At 69.0% G+C, this 20,620-nt stretch carries 16 protein-coding genes and 2 pseudogenes; 11 read left to right on the top strand and 7 right to left on the bottom strand.

Annotated features, from left to right (window positions below):
* Nucleotides 1-240: 240 nt before the first annotated feature.
* The 3 genes from ACFVH2_RS06370 to ACFVH2_RS06360 form a co-directional block, all read right to left on the bottom strand.
* Complete coding sequence (locus tag ACFVH2_RS06370; protein ID WP_378420359.1) at nucleotides 241-498, bottom strand: hypothetical protein; 258 nt, start codon at nucleotides 496-498, stop codon at nucleotides 241-243.
* Nucleotides 499-708: 210 nt separating this feature from the next.
* Nucleotides 709-1,626 (bottom strand): hypothetical protein, encoded by a 918-nt coding sequence (locus tag ACFVH2_RS06365; protein ID WP_378420360.1) that lies wholly within the window; start codon nucleotides 1,624-1,626, stop codon nucleotides 709-711.
* A gap of 26 nt (nucleotides 1,627-1,652) precedes the next feature.
* Nucleotides 1,653-2,522, bottom strand: a complete 870-nt coding sequence (locus ACFVH2_RS06360) for an SGNH/GDSL hydrolase family protein (RefSeq protein ID WP_378420361.1) — start codon at nucleotides 2,520-2,522, stop codon at nucleotides 1,653-1,655.
* Between the two features lie 132 nt (nucleotides 2,523-2,654).
* On the opposite strand from ACFVH2_RS06360, the gene ACFVH2_RS06355 reads away from it, so the two are divergent.
* The 3 genes from ACFVH2_RS06355 to kstD all read left to right on the top strand — a co-directional run bounded on the left by ACFVH2_RS06355 (nucleotide 2,655) and on the right by kstD (nucleotide 6,434).
* Nucleotides 2,655-3,923, top strand: a complete 1,269-nt coding sequence (locus tag ACFVH2_RS06355) for a PucR family transcriptional regulator (RefSeq protein WP_378420362.1) — start codon at nucleotides 2,655-2,657, stop codon at nucleotides 3,921-3,923.
* A gap of 155 nt (nucleotides 3,924-4,078) precedes the next feature.
* A complete protein-coding gene (locus ACFVH2_RS06350; RefSeq protein ID WP_378420363.1) occupies nucleotides 4,079-4,702 on the top strand; it encodes a TetR/AcrR family transcriptional regulator in 624 nt (207 codons plus the stop codon).
* 43 nt (nucleotides 4,703-4,745) lie between these two features.
* A complete protein-coding gene (gene kstD, locus ACFVH2_RS06345; protein WP_378420364.1) occupies nucleotides 4,746-6,434 on the top strand; it encodes a 3-oxosteroid 1-dehydrogenase in 1,689 nt (562 codons plus the stop codon).
* Nucleotides 6,435-6,467: 33 nt separating this feature from the next.
* Here the strand turns inward: kstD and ACFVH2_RS06340 are convergent, their stop codons facing one another.
* The gene (locus ACFVH2_RS06340; protein ID WP_378420365.1) at nucleotides 6,468-6,851 is read right to left on the bottom strand and encodes a hypothetical protein; all 384 of its coding nucleotides are present in this window, start codon (nucleotides 6,849-6,851) and stop codon (nucleotides 6,468-6,470) included.
* 794 nt (nucleotides 6,852-7,645) lie between these two features.
* Here ACFVH2_RS06340 and ACFVH2_RS06335 point away from each other — a divergent pair.
* A pseudogene (locus ACFVH2_RS06335) lies at nucleotides 7,646-7,837 on the top strand (hypothetical protein); the annotation flags it as partial.
* Nucleotides 7,838-8,347: 510 nt separating this feature from the next.
* On the opposite strand, the gene rsmA reads toward ACFVH2_RS06335, so the two are convergent.
* Together rsmA and ACFVH2_RS06325 are read right to left on the bottom strand one after the other, a co-directional pair.
* The gene (gene rsmA / locus ACFVH2_RS06330; RefSeq protein ID WP_378420366.1) at nucleotides 8,348-9,271 is read right to left on the bottom strand and encodes a 16S rRNA (adenine(1518)-N(6)/adenine(1519)-N(6))-dimethyltransferase RsmA; all 924 of its coding nucleotides are present in this window, start codon (nucleotides 9,269-9,271) and stop codon (nucleotides 8,348-8,350) included.
* A gap of 23 nt (nucleotides 9,272-9,294) precedes the next feature.
* Entirely contained in the window at nucleotides 9,295-10,422 is a 1,128-nt protein-coding gene (locus ACFVH2_RS06325; RefSeq protein ID WP_378420367.1) for a transglycosylase family protein, read from the bottom strand.
* 180 nt (nucleotides 10,423-10,602) lie between these two features.
* Here ACFVH2_RS06325 and ACFVH2_RS06320 point away from each other — a divergent pair, with 180 nt between their 5' ends.
* From ACFVH2_RS06320 to ACFVH2_RS06310, 3 genes are all read left to right on the top strand, one after another.
* On the top strand, nucleotides 10,603-12,060 hold the full coding sequence (locus ACFVH2_RS06320) for an amino acid ABC transporter substrate-binding protein/permease (protein ID WP_378420368.1): 1,458 nt from the start codon (nucleotides 10,603-10,605) through the stop codon (nucleotides 12,058-12,060).
* Nucleotides 12,057-12,812 (top strand): amino acid ABC transporter ATP-binding protein, encoded by a 756-nt coding sequence (locus ACFVH2_RS06315; RefSeq protein WP_378420369.1) that lies wholly within the window; start codon nucleotides 12,057-12,059, stop codon nucleotides 12,810-12,812. Before ACFVH2_RS06320 ends, ACFVH2_RS06315 begins: the two co-directional genes overlap by 4 nt.
* A gap of 103 nt (nucleotides 12,813-12,915) precedes the next feature.
* Entirely contained in the window at nucleotides 12,916-14,538 is a 1,623-nt protein-coding gene (locus ACFVH2_RS06310; protein WP_378420370.1) for a long-chain fatty acid--CoA ligase, read from the top strand.
* A gap of 38 nt (nucleotides 14,539-14,576) precedes the next feature.
* Here the strand turns inward: ACFVH2_RS06310 and ACFVH2_RS06305 are convergent, their stop codons facing one another.
* Entirely contained in the window at nucleotides 14,577-15,404 is an 828-nt protein-coding gene (locus ACFVH2_RS06305; protein ID WP_378420371.1) for a TatD family hydrolase, read from the bottom strand.
* A 17-nt stretch (nucleotides 15,405-15,421) separates the two neighbouring features.
* Here ACFVH2_RS06305 and metG point away from each other — a divergent pair.
* The 4 genes and pseudogenes from metG to ACFVH2_RS06285 form a co-directional block, all read left to right on the top strand.
* Nucleotides 15,422-16,981 (top strand): annotated as a pseudogene (metG, locus tag ACFVH2_RS06300) (methionine--tRNA ligase); the annotation flags it as partial.
* 1 nt (nucleotide 16,982) lies between these two features.
* Nucleotides 16,983-18,155 (top strand): DUF2786 domain-containing protein, encoded by a 1,173-nt coding sequence (locus ACFVH2_RS06295; RefSeq protein WP_378420372.1) that lies wholly within the window; start codon nucleotides 16,983-16,985, stop codon nucleotides 18,153-18,155.
* A 62-nt stretch (nucleotides 18,156-18,217) separates the two neighbouring features.
* Nucleotides 18,218-19,321 carry a DUF2786 domain-containing protein gene (locus tag ACFVH2_RS06290; protein ID WP_378420373.1) on the top strand — a complete coding sequence of 368 codons (1,104 nt, stop codon included), beginning with the start codon at nucleotides 18,218-18,220 and terminating at the stop codon, nucleotides 19,319-19,321.
* Between the two features lie 49 nt (nucleotides 19,322-19,370).
* Entirely contained in the window at nucleotides 19,371-20,606 is a 1,236-nt protein-coding gene (locus tag ACFVH2_RS06285; RefSeq protein ID WP_378420374.1) for an aminodeoxychorismate synthase component I, read from the top strand.
* Nucleotides 20,607-20,620 lie beyond the last annotated feature (14 nt).

Here is a 20,620-nt window from a genome sequence, read left to right as displayed (position 1 = left end):
CAGACAGCCCACCGCACTGCGGGCCGGCGCCTGGGGCGCGGGGGCGTTCCACCGGACCACCCGCATCAGACCCACACCGACTCGACTTCGGGATCGCTCGCCCCGGCTGTGCGGAGCGTGACGGCGGCGAGCACCGCCCCGGTCAGAGCGATGACCGGGGGCCGCGGCCAGGGAGGCGGGGAGCACATCTGATCAAGGGCAACGTCCAGCCCCCCACACATCCGAATTCTGATGCCCCACCTACAAACCGGGTCCATACGAAGGTTCTTGACTTGCGCTTCCCAGCACGATGAACGGAAAGGCCATCAGAATAGCGAGCGTTTGAACGGGGTTATCCCGCAGGGCTTCCGGCAATCCGTCGAACATGGTTCCCTCCATCGATCCGGAGACGCCGGCGGCGACGGATTCGGCCGGCAGGAGGGATCCGGCGGGTGCCGCGGACGCAGCACCGGAACCAGCGGCGAGGCCACCAGCCAGCACGGCCGAAGCAACAACCACGGAAGCGATACGACCCGCCCTGGAACTACGCATATCTCGATACCCCGATCAGTAGATGATGAACACGAACGCTTCGGCAGCATCGGAGCCCACCGATCCCACCATGCCGCGAGCCACCATGCCGACGGCGGCCAGATCCAGTGCACAAACACGCATACTGTTGCTGCACAGTCCAATTCGTTGAACACAACGACCTACGCACAGGCGTGCTCAGTGAACACCCTCGGCCCGCGCGTTGCGCTTGACCAAACTGAAGTCGGGATCCTGTGGCAGCAGCCAGTTCTCGCCTACGAAGAACCGGCCGGCATCCGGGTCGCCCCGCAGGGTGTACAGCAACCAGGCGGTGCTGATACCCCACAGCGGCCCCGACGGGTCGTGGTCGAGGGTGTCGAAGTGCCCGACGCCCCGACCGACCGCCAGATAGGTCGGGTTGGGGTTGCCGTAGAAGTCGAGCTGCGGCCACAGGAACCACGGCACGATCCAGTCACGGTCACCGCCCACCACCAAGGTCTGCGAACGCACCAACGGCGGCAACGTCAGCGGCCCCGGCTGGATCGCCAGCGTCGATGTCACCCGGGGATTGGCCGCCATGTTCAGTGCGCCCTGTCCCCCGGCCGAGTGACCGACCGCGGCGATCCGGGTGGTGTCGATGCGGCCGAACAGGGGGCTCGCCGGATCCGTGTTCGCCAGGTCGGCCTGAATCAGGCTCAGGTTCATGGAGACTCCGAACGCGGGCATCGGACTCGCCGAGGCAGCCACTACGAACCCGTAACTCGCGAGGTGCCGGAGCAGCGGAGCGTAGAACGACGGCACCGCACCGCTGCCGTTGCCCCACACCACGAGCGGAAGCGGGCGCCCGACCGATGCCGGGTTGTCGGGGTAGAAGAACTGCGTGGGCACGAAGGCCAAGTCTCGAGGCCACTCCACGTTGTCGGTGCCGAGCAGGGCACGAAGCGGTCCGGCGAGGACCCCGATGCTGTCGCTGCGCGCGTTCGACGTCACCGCATACGGTCCCGGACCCGCCCACAGGTCGTTGCTGCGTGTCGACACCGCCGGGGCGCTCACCCCCGCGGGAGCGGCAACCGCCACACCAGTGCCGAGGCCCGCAACCACGATCAGCGCGGCCACGACCGCGCAGATCCTGTTCCGCACCGCTACCGCAGCTGCTGCGCGACGTGCGTGCCGATGGCCCGCATGCCGAGAGCGGTCGGGTGCAGCGGGACGGCCACCTCGCCCGGCACCACACCTGTGTAGTAGGCATTCGCGGGATCGGCACAGATGTCGTGGCCGGCGGTCGCCGCGGTGATGTCGACGAATTCGACTCCTCGCGACCGGGCTTGCGCGGCCATCGCGGCATTCATGTGGTCGATCACGCCTTGCAGGTAGTCGGCGTCCTGGGGCCAGATCGGCTGGGTCCCGGGGCATCCACCGGCGCGGATGTAGGTCCCGTACCCGACCACCGCGACCCGGGCGCGCGGGGCGCGCTCGCGCACACGGTCGAGCATCGCTCCCCAGGCCGGCGCCCACGCGTCGATCTGAGCGAACTGCTGGTCCTGCCCGCCCTTCGCGAACCGGTCCCGGCAGGAGAATCCGGTCGGCTGGGGCAACGGGTTGACACAGCTCAGTGCGGTGACAACCAACCCGAAGTCGTTGGCACCGGAGGTGATCGTGACCAGGTCGGTGGTCGGACCGAGCGCGTCGATCTGGCGGGCGGCAGGTCCGCCGACCGTGGACTGCGGGACGTCGGTGAGGTTCACGGTGCGCGCCGAGGAACAGGACACGTCGGTCAGCCGGGCGCCGAGATCGGCGGCCACCACCGACGGATAGTTGTGGTTCGAACGCAGGCAGCCGAGGTGTGCGGTGTCCTGGTCCGGGATCAGCGGTCCGGCCGCCGCCGAATCACCGAGCGCGACGTACTCGATCGGTTGCGGTGCCGCGACGGCCACACCGGACGCGACGACCGGTAGGGCGAGCGCGGCACACACCGCGCCCCAGCGTGACGCTCGTCTGAACGGTCGGAACACTTCGAACTCCTTGTCTGCGATGCGGTCCGCGCCCCTCGGCCGGTTGTCCGCTCGGGAGTGACGTGGATTACATAGTCTCCGGAAGATGGCAGGTCGGCATTGTCGGCCGCGCTCGAGATTCGGGAGGAATTTGTGTCCGGAGACAAATCGGGGGGTGCCGGTCCGGTAGTGCTGAGCGGCCGTCCACTGGCCGACCAGCTGGCCCAGCGAACCCACCACCTGGTGGCCGCGACGGTGCGCGCGGTACGCACCGAGGTGCCGTTCTACCGGTCGTTGCCGGACGAGGCGGTGCGCACCGACGTCACCACCATCATCCGGCGCAACCTCGAGTTGTTCATTGCGGCACTGCGCGCGAACCGGACGCCCGAGGCGGCCGAGCTCGCCGCGCTGAGCAGGTCGGCGGGTCGCCGCGCGGAGGAGCTCGTCCCGATGGCGGACGTGCTGCGGGCCTACCACATCGGGGTCGAACACTGGTGGGAGGCGATCACGGCGCTCGCTGCCGAGGGCGACGGGCCGGCCCTGGCCCGGGCGGGCCGACTGCTGCACAGCTACCTGTTGGCTGCGACCACCGCCGTCCTCTCCGGCTACGGCGCAGACCGGTCGCCGCCGCGAGAGGACGACGCCGCGCTCCGGTCGTTGTTCGCTGCGCTCACTTCGGGGTCAGGGGCGGAGTCCGCGGCCGACGAGTACGGGCTGACCCTCCCCCGCCTCTACTGGGTGGTGGTCATGCATGTCGCGCCGCACCCGGACGAGGCCGCCGTCGACGTGGACACCGCAGTCGCGCAGCGGCGCAAGGCCAGGCGGCTGCTGGGCGAGCTCGACGCCCTCGGCCGGGACCGGGCACTGACCGCGATCGGCGCCGCGGGCGGCACTGCGCTCGTTCCCATCGTGGAATCCGAACCGTCCGAATCGGATTGGGCCGACAGCCCCGAGTACCTGCAGCTGCGCCGCAGCCTCGCGGGAATCGAGCGGATCCTCGACACCTCGATGGTGTGCGCCGTGGATGTCGCGGCACCGGCGCAAGTCCCCGACGCGCTCGCCCGGGCGCGCGATGTGCTCGACGTGGCCCGTCGCTACGGCCGCCGCAGTGGCGCGGTGGCGATGCGCGACGTCGCCGTCGAATACCAGTTGACCCGCCCGAGCGCGGCGACCACGATCCTCGCGAATGCCCTGTCCCCGCTCGATTCCCACGAGGACGTACGCCTCACCTTCGAGGCGTACCTGGACGTCGGGTGCGACCGGACTGCGACGGCGGCAGTGCTGCACGTGCATCCGAACACCGTCGCCTATCGCCTGCGCAAAGCCGCCGCGCTGACGGGGCTGGACCTGTCCACGCCTGCGAGCCTCCTGCGGGCTGCGGCCGCCCTGGCGGCGCGGCGATCCACCTCGCACCTGCCGTGACCGAACCACCCGAGCAGATTCGACACAAACTCACTACTTGACAGAAGCTGTCATGTTTGGAGAGCATCTCAAAAGGGCGGAACCACGAGACGGCGCCGCCCGCGACGAGAGGCGGATCCGGGGACGGTCCCCGGGTTCGGGAAAGGCGCTACTCGATGTCCTTGCGTGAGCGGCAACGACTTCAGGTTCGGGCGGACATACAGCGCGCGGCGTTCGCGCTGTTCGCCCGTGACGGCTTCGACGAGGTGACCACCGAGCAGATCGCTGCCCGGGCCGGGGTCTCGCCGAGCACGTACTTCCGGCACGTGCGCAACAAAGAGGACCTGCTGCTGGACCCGGTGCGCCAGGGTGGCGCCGGCATCGTGACCCTGCTCGAGGAACGTCCGGATCCCGAGCCCGCCGACGTGGCCCTGGCACGGGCGATCCTGGCTCGATCGAACACCTTCGAGACTGCGGAGATCGACGAGTGGCGTTCAGCCTTTCGTACCGCCCCGCACCTGATGGACCGGGTGGCGTTGATCGCCCCGGAGCACCGGGACCGGTTGGTCGCTCTCGTCGCGGCGCGGATGGGATGCGGCACCGAGCTCGACAGCCGCCCGGGCCTGCTGGTGCATCTGATGCTGGCCGCCGCGGAATTCGGCTACCGGCAATGGATACGCGGACCGCAGCGGCGCGGCGCATCGCTGCAGGTGTGCGTCGAAGGGGCCCTCGACGCGGTCCTCGACACCCGGTGGCGCACGGCGACCGGAAACGACACGAAGGGAGTCGAAAGTCTATGAACTGCAATATAGTCGGGACGAACCGCCGCACGGGGGTCCCTCGATGACGCGGCCGAACGACACCGCACCGAACGACGTCGTCGACCTGGTCGTCGTCGGTTCGGGAGCGGCCGGGATGGCCGCCGCCATCACTGCGGCCAGGCACGGCCTCGACACCGTACTCGTGGAGAAGTCACGGTACTGGGGCGGCTCGTCCGCCCGGTCCGGTGGCGGGGTGTGGATCCCGGGGAACTCGGTGCTGCGCCGCCAGGCACCACCAGACGAACTCGATTCTGCGCGAACGTATCTGGACAGTATCGTGGGCGACGACGTAGATCCCCGCCGTCTCTCCGCATACATCGACCGCGGCCCGGAGGCCCTCGACTTCCTGATCGACAACTCGCCGCTGAAGCTCGAGTGGGTGAAGGGCTACTCCGACTACTTCCCCGAGGCGCCCGGGGGCCGGGCAACCGGGCGGTCGTGCGAGCCGGTCCCGTTCGATGCACGCCAGCTGGGCGACGACCTGGACACGCTGCACCCGCCGTACACGAAGGTGCCGCTGAACGTCGTGGTCAAGCAGTCCGACTACCGCTGGCTCAGCACCGGGCTCCGCAGCTGGCGCGGGCCGCAACGGATGCTCCAGGTGGGCGCACGAAGCGCGCTCGCAAAGCTGCGGCGGCAGAAGCTGATCGGCCTCGGGTCCGCGCTCATGGCCGAGTTGATGCTCGGCGTGCGCGCCGCGGGCGTCCCCGTCCGGCTGGACACCGCCATGACCGACCTGATCACCGAGGGTGATCGCGTGGTCGGGGTGGTGCTCGACAGCGACGGTGTGCGCACCCGCCTGCATGCCCGCCGCGGCGTGGTGCTGGCCTGTGGCGGGTTCGACAACAACGACGAGATGCGCAAGCAGTACCAACGCGAACCGAGCAGCGCCGAGTGGACCCTGGGCGCCCCCACCAACACCGGCGACGGGATCACGGCCGCCCTGCGACTCGGCGCGGCGGTCTCCCACATGGACGACGCGTGGTGGGCGCCGTCGATCCCGCTGCCGAAGGGTCCGTGGTTCGCCCTGGCCGAACGGTCACTCCCCCGCAGCCTGATGGTCAACGAGCGCGGACAGCGGTTCATGAACGAGTCCCTGCCGTATGTCGAGGCCACGCACGCCATGTTCGGCGGGCGGTACGGTCGGGGCACCGGTCCGGCGGAGAACCTCCCGGCATGGCTGGTCTTCGACCAGACCTACCGCGATCGCTACCTGTTCGCGGGCGTGCCGGCCCGTCGGCCGCTGCCGCGATCCTGGACGAAGTCCGGCGCCATCGTCACGGCCGGGACCATTGCCGAGTTGGGTGACAAGATCGGGGTGCCCGCAGACGCCCTCGTGGCCACGATCGAACGGTTCAACGGGCACGCCCGCACCGGCAGCGATCCCGACTTCCATCGCGGCGAGAGCAAGTACGACCACTACTACGGTGACGGCACGAACCGGCCCAACCCCAGCCTCGGCGAGCTCACCAAGGCGCCGTTCTACGCGGCGAAGATGGTGGCCGGGGACCTCGGCACCAAGGGCGGCATCGACGCCGACAGCACCGGCCGGGCGTTTCGCACGGACGGCACCGTCATCGACGGCCTGTACGCGGTAGGCAACACCAGCGCACCCGTCATGGGCCACACCTACGCCGGCCCCGGGGCGACCATCGGGCCGGCGATCGTCTTCGGCTATCTCGCGGCGCTCGACGCCGCCGGACACAGATAGAGCGGGCCGTCCGGGACGCCCCCGGACGGTTCGTCACCCGATCCCGGTGCCGTTGTCAAGACAGTTGTGACCAGTCAGAATTCCACCGGCACAAATCGCGACCCCGGAAAGCACGTCGGCGATCGGATCCGGAATGACGAAGTCCGAGGATCCTGCAGCGAGGGCGGAGGACCCTCCCGAGGGGGCGGCGGTCGCCACGCCCGACCCGGCGGCAACGCCACCGGCCAGCACTGCCGAGGCGAGAATCGTGGCTGCGAGACGACGCATCGTGGGACGAGGCAGAAACGAACTCCATTCGGTGACGACGATCGGGTCGCGCGTCGGCGGCGTCAAACCGCACCGGCACCGCGGACGCTCCACGTCACAGTACACACGAAGGGCAGTCACCATACGAAGATCGGCATACTGTTGCAGCACTCGACAATTCGATAAATACTACCGATTTCGAGCGAAGCTCGTCACGGCGATGGCCGCGGGTGGCTGACGCAAACCCGATGCCCGTTGGCACGGCGATGACATTCTCGAGCGTCTTCGTGGTGAGCGAAGCCTTCGGCTGCGGGGCCTCAACTAGGCGGCTTCGAGGAGGCCGGTCAGCTCAGAAATCCGGGTGCTGTTGCGGCACCGACTTGGTCGTACCCCACGACGGGCCGTCCGAGAGATTCTCGGATGGCCGTCAAATCTTCGGTCCTACCTACACGCTCGCGCCCTACATTTGGCTGCAACCAAGGTAGGTGAAGCAGGGACGGTAACTTCCGGTTGCATCTCCAAGCACGAGGAGCGGAACGGTTAGCACCCTAAGGAGAAATTCCAAGGGGTATTCGATCGGCGGGCCGCCGAAGACGTAGGCGAGAGATCCGTCGGGAAACGGACCTGCCGGAACTGCGGCGGCGGTGCCTGCGCCGGCTGCGAGGCCACCGGTCAACACTGCCGAGACGAGAACAGTGGCCGCGAGACGACGCATCGTGGGACGAGGCATGTACGAACTCCATTCGGTGACGAGGATTGGGTCGCGCGTCGGTGGCCTCGACAGCACCGGCACCGAGCACGCTTCGCGTCACCGTACAGACGAAGGGCCAACACCGTACGAAGTTCCGCAAACTGTTGCCACACTTGGCAATTCGTTAAACGCAACGGGCTCCACAGAAGCCCGATTCCGACGTCAGCGCCGCGTCGTCCGATCGGGTCGAGCGGCGGGGCCGCAGCCAGATACAGACGCACTCCGGCTCGTACACAGGACCCTAGGGACGATTCGCGACAACCGTTTCTGGACATTCGCCTACAACGCGGCGGCCGCCCCGCCGGCCGCGGCCGGCCCGCTCAACCCGATGCTCGCCGGTGCGGCGATGACGTTCTCGAGCGTGTTCGTGGTGAGCAACAGCCTGCGGCTGAGTCGATTCCGGTAGGCGACTGCGTCAGCCGGCGACAGATCCCCTACATGTTGCAACCAAACGGGCCGTCGGGGCAGGGGGCCGGGGCGCTTCCGCTTGCATTCCAAAGAAAGATGGCCGAAATCGCGAACACGATACCGAAAAAATCGATAGGGGAAACGTTCTCCACGCCACCCGTGGATCCGGTGGGCATGGCGGCGACGGATCCGGCCGACTGGAGGGATCCGGCGGGCGCGGCGGACGCAGTACCAGACCCGGCGGCGAGGCCACCGGTCAACACTGCCGAGACGAGAACAGTGGCCGCGAGACGACGCATCGTGGGACGAGGCATGTACGAACTCCATTCGGTGACGAGGATTGGGTCGCGCGTCGGTAGCCTCGACAGCACCGGCACCGAGCACGCTTCGCGTCACCGTACAGACGAAGGGCCAACACCGTACGAAGTTCCGCAAACTGTTGCCACACTTGGCAATTCGTTAAACGCAACAGGCTCCACAGAAGCCCGCTTCCGACGTCAGCGCCGCGTCATCCGATCGGGTCGAGCGGCTCGACCCCGGACAGGCGCACATAGGCCGCCACGTCGAGAACCTCGCCGCGGGCGGTCGGATCGATGCCCGCCGCGACCAGTCGACGTTCCGCCTCCGCGGGCGAGCCCGCCCACGTCGCCAGCGCGGCCCGAAGGGTCTTGCGGCGCTGCGCGAACGCGGCATCGACGACCGCGAACACCCGCTTGCGATGCGCCTCGTCCATCGGCCACGGCGCGTCCTCGTAGCGGTCGATCCGGACCAGACCGGACTCGATCTTCGGTTCCGGCCAGAACACCTGACGCCCAACGGAACCCGCACGCTTCACGCGCCCGAAGAAGCACGCCTTCACGCTCGGCACGCCGTAGATCTTGCCGCCCGGCTGCGCAGCAAGCCGATCCGCGACCTCCGCCTGGACCATCACCAGCGCGGTACGGAGCGATGGGAACTCGGCGAACAGGTGCAGCAGCACCGGGACCGCCACGTTGTACGGCAGGTTCGCGACCAGCGCGGTCGGTGAGACGGGCACCTGAGACGGCAGCACCCGCATGGCGTCCTCGAGGACAACGTCCAGGCGGGCGGACAGTTCCGGTGCCCGCTCGGCGACCGTCGTGGGCAGCCGGGCCGCCAGCTTCGGGTCGATCTCGACGGCGACGACCCGGTCGACCACGTCGAGCAGAGCCAACGTCAACGAGCCGAGACCCGGGCCCACCTCGAGGACCACGTCGTCGCGGGTGACACCGGACACCGCGACGATCTTGCGGACCGTGTTGCCGTCGTGAACGAAGTTCTGGCCGAGTTGCTTGGTGGGCCGGATGTCGAACTCGGCTGCCAGGGCCCGAACCTCGGCCGGTCCGAGCAGGGCCGCCTGCCCCCGCGGAGCGAATTCGGGCAGGTCGGAAGGGGCGGCGGGTTCGTCGGACACCTGGTGAATCTAGCGCAGCGGGACTAGCGCATGCCGAGTCGGCTGGTGCACGACGGCCACGCACCCCAGCCCTGTGACTGCTGGGTCTTCGACGCGATCGCGATTTGCTCCTCGCGGGTGGCCAGGTCTGCGCGGGGCGCGTACTTCAGACCACCCTGCCGCTCCCAGGTGTTCTGGTCGAACTGCACGCCGCCGTAGAAGCCGTTGCCCGTGTTGATCGCCCAGTTTCCGGTCGCCTCGCACTGCGCGAGCGCGTCCCAGGTGGATCCGTTCGTCACCGGCGGCACCTCGGTGCCGGGCTTGGCCCCCACCCGCACGACCTTCGGCTGCGCGGGCGTGGTGACGTTGGCGGCGACCTCCTGCCGCGCGGTCTCGACGCCGTTGACGGTGGTGACCGCGTACGTCACGTCCTGGACACCGGGCGTGCCCGCATGCTCCTGAACCGTGCGGCTCATGTTCATGGTCGGATCCTCGATGCGCTGCTCCGGCGGTGCCAGCGGCTGGGTCTCGACCTTGTTCGCGGTGCGGGTTCGGGTGACCTTCACGTCGAGGCCCTCGGTCACCGGGGTCTCCGGGCCCGGCACGACGGTGTCGGCCTGCTCGAGCGGGATGCCGTGTGCGGTGAGCAGGTCCCCGACGGTGGCTGCGGCCAGGCGCACGGGGGCGGAGGCCGCGGCACCGTCGATCAGGTTCACGACCTTCGGGCTGATCACGTCCAGGTTGGCGCCGTCGAGCGGCAGGCGCTGCGAGCGGGACGCCGAGACGTGCACGTCGCCCGCGAGGCTCTCCTGCGTGAGCGCCTCGTCCACCGTCAGCGCCGTGGTCCACAGCGTGCGGGGCGCGCCGTCGACGGTGAGGGTCAGCTCGCGGGCCCGCCGCAGCACCACCGTCTCACCGTCCGACACCGAGGAGTCCTTGGCCGGCGCCACCAGGTCCTTGTCGCCGATCGAGTACCCAGCGTCCGCGAGGACGCCGCCGACGTCGGTGGACATGGTGCTCAGGGCGATCGCCTCGCCGTCCACGTCGACGGTCACCGTCTTGTGCCGGTTGACGGCGAGCACACCACCCGCGATCAGCGTGAGCAGGAGCGCCCCGACGACGAGCCGCAACAGCGGCGAGTTGGCCTGGTTGATCCGAGTGAGTGGTGACACGAGTAGTCCTGGTTCGGTCGGTTACCGGAGAGTGACCCCGGGCTTAGATCGATCACAGTACGGTAACGAAAGGGGGGAGTTCCGGCAACCACAGTGCTGTGACCTGCAGGGGAAGCGTGTCGCGGACTAGTGTCGGACGCCGGGTGACCGCCCGCGATACGGCCACAGGAAGTGACGTGGATGCGCACACACAGACGCCGAACACTCGCCCGACTACCCGTCCTGCTCGGCGTCCTCGCCCTGCTCGGCCTGGTCTTCGGCCCCGGTACCGCGGCGGCACAGGGCGATTCCGGTAAGACGTACCTGATCGCCACCGACGTCACGTTCGCACCGTTCGAATTCCAGAACGAGCAGGGCGACTTCGTCGGGATCGACATGGACCTGCTGAAGGCCATCGCCGAGGACCAGGGATTCAAGTACCAGGTCAAACCGCTCGGCTTCAACGCCGCGGTCCAGGCACTGCAGTCACGGCAGGTGGACGGCGTCATCGCCGGCATGTCGATCACCGACGAGCGCAAGATGGTCTTCGACTTCTCCGACCCCTACTTCGACTCCGGCGTGCAGATGGCCGTCGCGAAGTCGAACGACAGCATCAAGTCCTACGAGGACCTGCGCGGCAAACGGGTGGCGATCAAGACGGGCACCGAGGGCGCGATGTTCGCCGAGTCGGTCAAGGACAAGTACGGCTTCACCACCGTCACCTTCGACGACTCCGCCAGCATGTACGACGACGTCAAGACCGGTAACTCGGTCGCGGTCTTCGACGACTACCCGGTGCTGCTGTACGGCATCGCGCAGGGCAACGGCCTCAAGGCGGTCGGCGAGAAGGAGGCGGGCAACTCCTACGGCTTCGCGGTGTCGAAGGGCCAGAACGCCGAACTGCTCGCCAAGTTCAACACCGGGCTGGCGAACCTGCGGGCCAGTGGGCAGTACGACAAGATCCTCGACACCTACCTCGGGGAGGGGGCGCAGCAGGCCCAGGGCGGCAACACCTTCTTCTCCCTGTTCAAGGACAGCTTCCCACTGCTGATGAAGGGCCTGTGGCTGACGATCGTCCTCACGGTCGCCTCGCTTGCGATCGCGCTGGTGCTCGGTCTCGTCTTCGGCTTCTGCCGGGTCTCGACCAGCCGGATCCTGCGCGGCATCGGCGTCACCTACGTCGACATCTTCCGCGGCACGCCGCTGCTGGTGCAGGCCTTCTTCATCTACTTCGGCATCCCCGCCGCGCTGGACTTCCAGATGCCGGCGATGACCGCGGGCATCATCACGCTGAGCCTGAACGCCGGCGCGTACGTCACCGAGATCATCCGCGGCGGCATCCAGTCCGTGGACCGGGGACAGATGGAGGCCGCCCGCAGCCTCGGCATGGGTTACCTGCCCGCGATGCGGAAGGTGGTGCTGCCGCAGGCGTTCCGGACGATGATGCCCTCGTTCGTCAACCAGGCCGTCATCACCCTCAAGGACACCTCGATCCTGTCTGTGATCGGCATCGCCGAACTCACCCAGACCGGCAAGATCATCATCGCGAGGAACTTCGAGTCGTTCAACATGTGGCTGATCGTCGGCATCTTCTACTTCGTCATCATCATGGCGCTGACCAAGCTCTCCAACCGGCTCGAGAAGAGGATAAACGCGTGACCGAGTCGACAAGCGTGACAACCGAACCCAAGATCAGGGTCGCTGGGCTGACCAAGTCCTTCGGCGAGAACGAGGTGCTCAAGGGCATCGACGTGGACATCGCGGCCGGCGAGGTGGTGTGTGTCATCGGGCCGTCCGGCTCCGGCAAGAGCACCTTCCTACGCTGCCTGAACAAGCTCGAGGACATCACCGGCGGCACCGTCGTGGTCGACGGCTTCGACCTCACCGACAAGAAGGTTGACATCGACAGGGTCCGTCAGCACATCGGCATGGTGTTCCAGCACTTCAACCTGTTCCCACACATGACCGCGCTGGAAAACGTGATGCTGGCACCGGTCCAGACCAAGCGCGCCACCAAGGACGAGGCCAAGGCGACCGCCCGGAAACTGCTCGATCGGGTGGGCCTGGCCGACAAGGCGGACGCCAAGCCTGCCAACCTGTCCGGCGGACAGAAGCAGCGGGTGGCCATCGCGCGGGCGCTGGCGATGAGCCCGGACATCATGCTCTTCGACGAGGCGACCAGCGCGCTGGACCCGGAGATGGTCGGCGAGGTGCTGCAGGTGCTCCGCGACCTCGCCGCGGAGGGCATGACGATGGTGGTGGTGACGCACGAGATGGGGTTCGCACGCGAGGTCTCGGACCGCGTGATCTTCATGGCCGACGGCTACATCGTCGAGGAGGGCGCGCCCGCCGAACTGTTCGGCAGCCCGCAGCACGAGCGCACCCAGGACTTCCTGCGCAAGGTGCTGTGACCGCCGACACCGCAGCGCGCGGTTCGTGACTAGCATGTGATCCGGACCACACGGTGAGCCGGACGCCGATCACGGGCCGGCCACGCACGAACCAGGAGTTGCCATGCTGAGCACGATGCAAGACGCCCCACTGTCCATCGCGCAGATCCTGCGCCACGGCGCCACCGTGCACGGCGACGCGGAGGTGGTCACCTGGACCGACCAGGGGCCACGGCGCGAGAGCTACGCCGAGGTCGGCCGCCGCACCGCCGCCCTGGCACACGCGCTGCGCGGGCTCGGGGTCACCGGCGACCAGCGGGTGGCGACATTCATGTGGAACAACGCCGAACACCTCGAGGTGTACCTGGCGGTGCCCGCGATGGGCGCGGTCCTGCACACCCTCAACATCCGGCTCTTCCCCGAGCAGCTGGTGCACGTCGCCAACCACGCCGAGGACCACGTCGTCATCGTCGACCCCACCCTGATCCCACTGCTGGCGGCCCAGCTGCCGCAGCTGACGACGGTCAAGCACGTCATCGTCACGGGCAAGGACACCGCGGGCCTGCAGGCGCCCGCCGGCGTCCAGGTGCACAGCTACGAGGAACTGCTCGCCGGGCAGCCGCAGGAGTTCGACTGGCCCGAGGTGGACGAGCGCAGCGCGGCCGCGATGTGCTACACCTCCGGCACCACCGGCGACCCGAAAGGTGTTGTCTACTCACACCGTTCGATCTACCTGCACTCAATGCAGGTGTGCATGAGCGACGGCCCGAACCTCCGGCAGGGCGATCGCGCCCTGGCCGTCGTGCCGCAGTTCCACGCGATGTCGTGGGGACTGCCCTACGCCGCGTTCATGATCGGTGCCAGCCTGATCATGCCCGACAGGTTCCTGCAGCCCGCCGCCCTCGCCGAGATCATCGCCGCCGAGAAGCCGACGATGGCCGCGGCCGTCCCCACCATTTGGCAGGGCCTGCACCTCCACCTCGAACAGCACCCGCAGGACATCTCCGGGATGAAGGAGGTGTTGATCGGCGGGTCCGCGGTGCCGCCGGCGCTGATGCGGGCATTCGAGGAACAGCACCAGGTCACGGTGCTGCACGCCTGGGGGATGACCGAGACCTCACCGCTCGGATCCGTCGCCCGACCGCCCGCCGGCGTCACCGGCGACGAGCGGTGGGCCTACCGGTCCACCCAGGGCCGCTTCCCGGCCTCGGTGCAGGCCCGGCTCGTCGACGACGAGGGTGCCGTCGTCCCGCACGACGGCACCAGCATCGGCGAACTCGAGGTCCGCGGACCGTGGATCACCGGCTCGTACTACGGCGTGGACGCGGCGGACAAGTTCGACGACGGCTGGCTGCGCACCGGCGACGTCGGCACCATCACCCCCGACGGTTTCCTCACGCTGACCGACCGCTCCAAGGACATCATCAAGTCCGGCGGCGAGTGGATCTCCTCGGTCGACCTGGAGAACGCCGTGATGGGCCATCCGTCGGTCGCCGAGGCCGCCGTGATCGGCGTGCCGGACGAGAAGTGGGACGAGCGGCCGCTGGTGGCAGTCGTGCTGCGCGAGGGCAGCGGGACCACCATCGCGGACCTGCGCGACTTCCTGGCCGACAAGGTCGCCAAGTGGCAGCTGCCCGAGAACTGGGCGCTGATCGAGGAGGTGCCCAAGACCAGCGTCGGCAAGTTCGACAAGAAGCGGCTGCGGGCGACGTTCCAGGACGGTGGACTGGACGTGGTTCGCCTGTGACCTGCTGGTCCTAGCAGGCCCTCGAACTGCCGTCGCCGTCAGATTCCGTAGACCCGCCTCGCGGTCGCGGTGGCGGCGACGGCCAGTTCGAAGGGGTCCTGACTTCGCGTCTGTGCGAGCGACCGCACCGTGTACGGCAGGCAGTACGGCTCGTTCGGCGCACCCCGGAAGGGGTGCGGGGTCAGGAACGGCGCATCCGTCTCGACGAGCAACTGGTCGTCGGGGACGAGCTTCGCCGCCTCGTGCAGCTCGCGGGCGTTGCGGAAGCTGACGGTCCCGGAGAAGCTCAGCACGTAGCCCGCCTCGACGCAGGCCAGTGCCATCGTCGCGTCCGAGGAGAAGCAGTGGAAGATCACCGTCTCCGGCGCACCCTCGTCGAGCAGGACGGTGAGCAGGTCGTGGTCGGCCTCGCGGTTGTGGATCATCAGAGGCTTGCGCAGCCGCTTGGCCAGGTCGATGTGCCAGCGGAAACCCTCGACCTGATCCTCGATCGAGGCGCAGCCGTCGAGTTTGCCCGGCCAGTAGTAGTCGAGGCCGGTCTCGCCGACGGCGACGGTCCGAGGATCGGCGGCGAGGCGTTCGATCTCCGCCTTGGTCGCGTCGTCGAGCACGTCGGCCCGCGTCGGGTGGATGGCAACCGCCGCGTACACCCGACGGTCCCAGTGCGCGGCGTCCACCGCGAAGCGTGCGGCGGCGAGGTCGTCGGCGACCGTCACCACCCTGCCGACGCCGACCTTCTCGGCGCGGTCGACGATTTCGGCCACCGAGGCCGCATCGGTCGCACCGCAGGCGTCGAGGTGCGTGTGGGCGTCGATCAGCGGCGCGAGCGGCTCGGGCAGGTCCGGGGCCGGACGATCTCTGGGCACGCAGATACAGTAAACGCACCATGACTGCATCCACCCGGCCCCCGTTCTACATCACCACGGCGATCGCGTACCCGAACGGCGCACCGCACATCGGACACGCGTACGAGTACATCTCCTCGGACGCGCTCGCCCGCTTCAAGCGGCTCGACGGCTTCGACGTGTTCTTCATGACGGGCACGGACGAGCACGGCCTGAAGATGCAGCAGACCGCCGCCAAGGAAGGCATCGACGTCCGCGACCTCGCGGCGCGCAACTCCGACGTGTTCCAGGCGATGGACAAGGTCCTGGGCATCTCGTACGACCGGTTCATCCGCACCACGGACACCGATCACGAACTCGCGTGCCAGGCGATCTGGGAGCGGATGGTCGCGGCCGGCGACATCTACCTGGACACCTACGCCGGCTGGTACTCGGTGCGCGACGAGGCGTACTACACCGAGGCCGAGACCACCCTGTGCGAGGACGGCAGCCGGATCTCGACGGACACGAGGACAGAGGTCGAGTGGACCGAGGAGTCCACCTACTTCTTCCGACTGTCCGCCTACCAGGACAGGCTGCTCGCGCTCTACGAAGAGCACCCCGAGTTCATCGCCCCCGCCACCCGGCGCAACGAGATCGTCAGCTTCGTCTCCGGCGGACTCAAGGACCTGTCGGTCTCGCGGACCACCTTCGACTGGGGTGTGCCCGTCCCCGGCGACCCCTCGCACGTGATGTACGTGTGGGTCGACGCGCTGGCCAACTACCTCACCGGTGTCGGCTACCCGAACACCGAGTCCGAGGCCTTCACCCGGAACTGGCCCGCCGACCTGCACATCATCGGCAAGGACATCAGCCGCTTCCACACCGTGTACTGGCCCGCGTTCCTGATGTCGGCCGGCCTCGAGGTTCCCAAGCGCGTCTTCGTGCACGGCTTCCTCTACAACAAGGGCGAGAAGATGTCGAAGTCGGTCGGCAACGTGGTCGACCCGCTCGAGATGGTCGAGCAGTACGGCCTCGACGCCCTGCGGTTCTTCCTGCTTCGCGAGATCTCCTACGGCCAGGACGGCAACTACAGCCACGAGGCGATCGTCACCCGGATGAACGCCGACCTGTCCAACGAGCTGGGCAACCTCGCGCAGCGGTCGCTCACCATGGTCGCGAAGAACTGCGACGCCGTGGTGCCGACGCCGGGCGAGCTCACCGACGACGACCGGGCCCTGCTCGCCCAGGCCGACGCGCTGCTCGAGAAGTGCCGCGCCGAGTTCGACGTGCAGGCCCTGCACCACGCCCTCGAGGCCATCTGGCATGTGCTCGGCGAGACCAACCGGTACTTCTCGCAGCAGGAACCGTGGGTGCTGCGCAAGACCGACCCCGCCCGGATGGCGACGGTCCTCTACGTGACCCTCGAGGTCGTGCGGATCGTCGGGATCCTGGTCCAGCCCGTGATGCCCGACGCCGCGTCGAAGATCCTCGACCTGCTCGGACAGTCCGAGACCGCCCGCGACTTCGCACACCTGGGCGAGCGGATCGTCGCGGGCAGCCCGCTGCCGGCGCCGTCACCGGTGTTCCCCCGGTACGTGGAGCCCGAAACCGCCTGACATGTCGGGGCGCGGCAACTTCGACGACGGACGCCCGTCCGCCGAGGCCGGGGCGCTCGTCGCGGCGGTGACGGCCGCGTACCGGCGCGGCTGGCAGCCCGCGGACCTGGTGCACCTGACCCGGCGCGGCGGCGAGTGCCCGCCGCCGCTGGCCGCGGTCGCGGTCCTCTACGACGCGCGGCAGACCCGCGCGGCCGAACGCGCCCCGGCCGAGTGGTCCGACCAACTGCGCTCACTCGCCGAGCAGTTCCCGGATCAGGCCCGGCTCGCGGACGGTGTGCCGGTCGCCGATCCGAACGGTGACCATCTCGCGGGCGCGCTCGTCGCGGGACGGTCCGGCTTCCTGGGATACCAGCTGTCGGAGCTCACGGCGGAGTGGGACCGGCTGCCGGGCACGACGATCCTGCTGCCGCCACCCGAGGAATGGCCCGCCGACCGCGCCGAGGCCCCCGACCCCGGCGACGACGCCGATCCCAAGGTGCTCGGACGGATTCGCGGCCTTCTCGCCAAGGCCGAGCGCACCGAGTTCACGGAGGAGGCCGAAACCTTCACCGCGAAGGCGCAGGAACTGATGACGCGCTACGCGATCACCTCGAGCCTGGTGCGCTCGCGGGTGGCGACGGGCCGAACGTCGGTGCACAGCCGCCGCTTTCACCTCGACAACCCGTACCTCACGGAGAAGGTGCACCTGCTGACCTCGATCGGCGAGGCGAATCGGGTACGCACCGTCTGGGCCGCCGACCTCGCGATCGCCACCGCGGTCGGGACCCGCGTGGACCTGCAGCAGGTCGACCTCCTGTTCACCTCGCTGCTCGTCCAGGCCACCCGGTCGATGCAGTCCAGTGCCGCCGAGGGCCGGAGCGGCGCACGATCCACGCCGTTCCGCAAGGCTTTCCTCGCCGGGTTCGCCGCCCGGATCGGGCAACGGCTGCGCGAGGCCGACGCGCGGGCCACCGAGGACGCCGCCGCCGAGGAGGCGGTGCCGCTGAGCACCCTGCTGCCCATCCTCGCCACCACGTCGGCGGAGGTCGACGCCGAGTTCACCCGGCTGTTCCCCGCCACCCGCCGGGCTCGGGCCCGGTCGGTGGACGCCCACGGCTGGCATGCGGGTCGCTCGGCGGCCGACGACGCCTCGCTCTCGCCGGGCGCCCGTCCGATTCGGCGCGGCAGGTAGCCGAAAAGGCACCCCCACCTGCCCGGACATTTCTTGTCGGACCCCGGGTGCACACTGTCGCCATGGGGAGCATTCGAACGCACATTCGACAGCCGGAAACATCCGACGAGCAGTGGCACGCGCTGATCGGCGCGCTGGCCGCCGCCTACGAACGCGGGTGGCAGCCCGCCGACCTGGTCCACGTCGCGGCCCGGTCCCTCGATGCCGCAACGGTCCGGAACGCCGCCGGGGCGGTGCTGCACGAGGCACACGTGAGCGGGGCGTGGTCGCGGGCCCCGCAGGGGTGGCTCGACCAGCTGCGCACGATCGCCGACGCCCACCCGGCCGGAAGCGGCCGAGCGGGGATCGACGCCGCGCAGTGTGGGTCGCTGACGTTCCTGTGGCGGCGGCTTCCGCGCTGGCACGTCCTGTGCCCACCGCCGTCCGCCTGGCCGGCCGATCGCGCCGACGATCCGGGAGACGCCGCCACCAACGCCGACCCGAAGGTACTGAACAAGATTCGAGGCCTGCTCGCGAAAGCCGAGAGCACCGAGTACACCGAGGAAGCGGAAACGCTGACCGCCAAGGCGCAGGAACTGATGACCCGCTACGCGATCGGCGCGGCGTTGCTCGAGGCCGCGACGCCCGGTTCCCGGGTGGTCGTGCACAGCAAGCGAATTCACCTCGACAACCCGTACGTGAAGCAGAAGGCCCTGCTACTCACCTCGATCGGCGACGCCAATCAGGTACAGACCGCCTTCACCGCACCGCTGGGCATCGCGACGGTGGTCGGGTCCCCGGTGGACCTCGAACAGGTCGAGATGCTGTTCACCTCGCTGTTGGTCCAGGCCACCCGCGCGATGCGTACCGCAGGCGAGACCGGTTCTCGCTCCACACCTTTCCGCAAGGCCTTCCTGTTCGGGTTCGCGGTCCGCATCGGCCAGCGACTGACCGAAGCGGGCAAGGCGGCCACGGCACAGGCGGTGGTCGAGTCGGAGGTCGAGTACCGAGATCTGCTGCCGATCCTCGCCAACCGCGCCGAGGCGGTACGGGCGGAGGTCACCCGACTCTTCGGCCCGATGCGCGAGATGACCTGCTCTGCGGCCGACGCCCAGGGGTGGCACGCTGGGCGCTCTGCCGCCGACGAGGCGACGCTCACCTCCCCCGGGCCCGCGATCGCCGGGTGAGTCGTGCACACGATTCGGGCGGTGGGCGCGGTCGTGTCAGTCTTGTCCGATGCAGATCGAGCGGATCGGAGAAGGCGGCACCCCGGCGGAGGTGCTGCGCGAGCTGTCGCGTTGCGCCGCCGGGCGCGGCGAGGCGCCGCCCGCCGCCCTGATCGGCGACTGGTTCGGATCCCGCGCGGTGCTCGCGCCGACACTGCGCGCCACCGCGGTCGAGCCCGCCAGGGCATTCGACCTGACCGCCCGCCGAACGGAATCCCCCGACTCGCCGACCGGCGGATGGATCGGCGGCGGATGGATCGGTTACCGCTCGTACCCCGATCGGCCCGCCGGCGCGCCCGACCTCGCCCTGCCCGAGGCCGCGGGCGGGTGGACGGACAGCGTCCTGAGGCAGGACGCGGACGGCTGCTGGTGGTACGAGTCGTTCACCGAGGAGCCGTGCCCTGCGCACTGGTCCGCCGCCGTGACCCGGCCCCGGACCGCCCCCCGGCCCTGGCGCATCGACTGGACTCGGCCCGACCGTGCCGTGCACCGCGACGGTGTCGAACAGTGCCTGGAGGCCATCCGCCAGGGCGAGGTGTACCAGGCGTGCGTGTGCACCCACTTCCTCGGCCGCGCGCACGGCGATCCGCTGGACTTCTTCGCCGACGCGGTCGAGGCGACCCGGCCCGCGCGCGCCGCGTTCGTGGCGGGCGAGTGGGGCGCGGTCGCCTCGCTGTCACCGGAGCTCTATCTCGCCCGGCACGGCGACCGAGTCACCTCGAGCCCGATCAAGGGCACGCTCCCCATCTCGGGCGATCCGGACCTGCTCCGCGCCTCCACCAAGGATGTCGCCGAGAACGTGATGATCGTCGACCTGGTGCGCAACGACCTCGGCCGGCTCGCCCGCCCGGGATCGGTCAGGGTGACCGACCTGCTCGGCGTCTACCCCGCACCCGGTGTCTGGCACCTGGTCTCGACCGTCGAGGCCACCGTGCCCACGCCGACCACGACCACCGACCTGCTCGACGCGAGCTTCCCGCCTGCGTCGGTCACCGGCTGCCCGAAGCACCGGGCCCGGCAGCTGCTCTCCCAGTGGGAACCGACCTCCCGCGGGGTCTACTGCGGGACTGTCGGTTTCACGGCGCCGCGAGCAGGCACGGAGCTGAACGTGGCGATCCGGACCGTCGAGTTCGATTCGCGCGGCGGCGCGAGGCTCGGCGTCGGCGGCGGCATCACCATCGACTCCGACCCGGACGCCGAGTGGCAGGAATGCCTGGACAAGGCGGCGAGCATTCTCTCGCTCTGACTACCGGTCTCCCC

This window comes from Rhodococcus sp. NPDC127527 (assembly GCF_042672245.1).
In the GTDB taxonomy this organism is placed as follows: Bacteria; Actinomycetota; Actinomycetes; order Mycobacteriales; family Mycobacteriaceae; genus Rhodococcus_G.
This window is presented reverse-complemented; position numbering and strand designations above follow the sequence as displayed.

Excerpts from the sequence above, each read along its gene's own strand:
- ACFVH2_RS06350 (WP_378420363.1), top strand. The coding sequence starts at position 4,079 with ATGTCCTTGCGTGAGCGGCAACGACTTCAGGTTCGGGCGGACATACAG.
- kstD (WP_378420364.1), top strand. The coding sequence starts at position 4,746 with ATGACGCGGCCGAACGACACCGCACCGAACGACGTCGTCGACCTGGTC.
- ACFVH2_RS06320 (WP_378420368.1), top strand. The coding sequence starts at position 10,603 with ATGCGCACACACAGACGCCGAACACTCGCCCGACTACCCGTCCTGCTC.
- ACFVH2_RS06310 (WP_378420370.1), top strand. The coding sequence starts at position 12,916 with ATGCTGAGCACGATGCAAGACGCCCCACTGTCCATCGCGCAGATCCTG.
- ACFVH2_RS06295 (WP_378420372.1), top strand. The coding sequence starts at position 16,983 with ATGTCGGGGCGCGGCAACTTCGACGACGGACGCCCGTCCGCCGAGGCC.
- ACFVH2_RS06290 (WP_378420373.1), top strand. The coding sequence starts at position 18,218 with ATGGGGAGCATTCGAACGCACATTCGACAGCCGGAAACATCCGACGAG.
- ACFVH2_RS06285 (WP_378420374.1), top strand. The coding sequence starts at position 19,371 with ATGCAGATCGAGCGGATCGGAGAAGGCGGCACCCCGGCGGAGGTGCTG.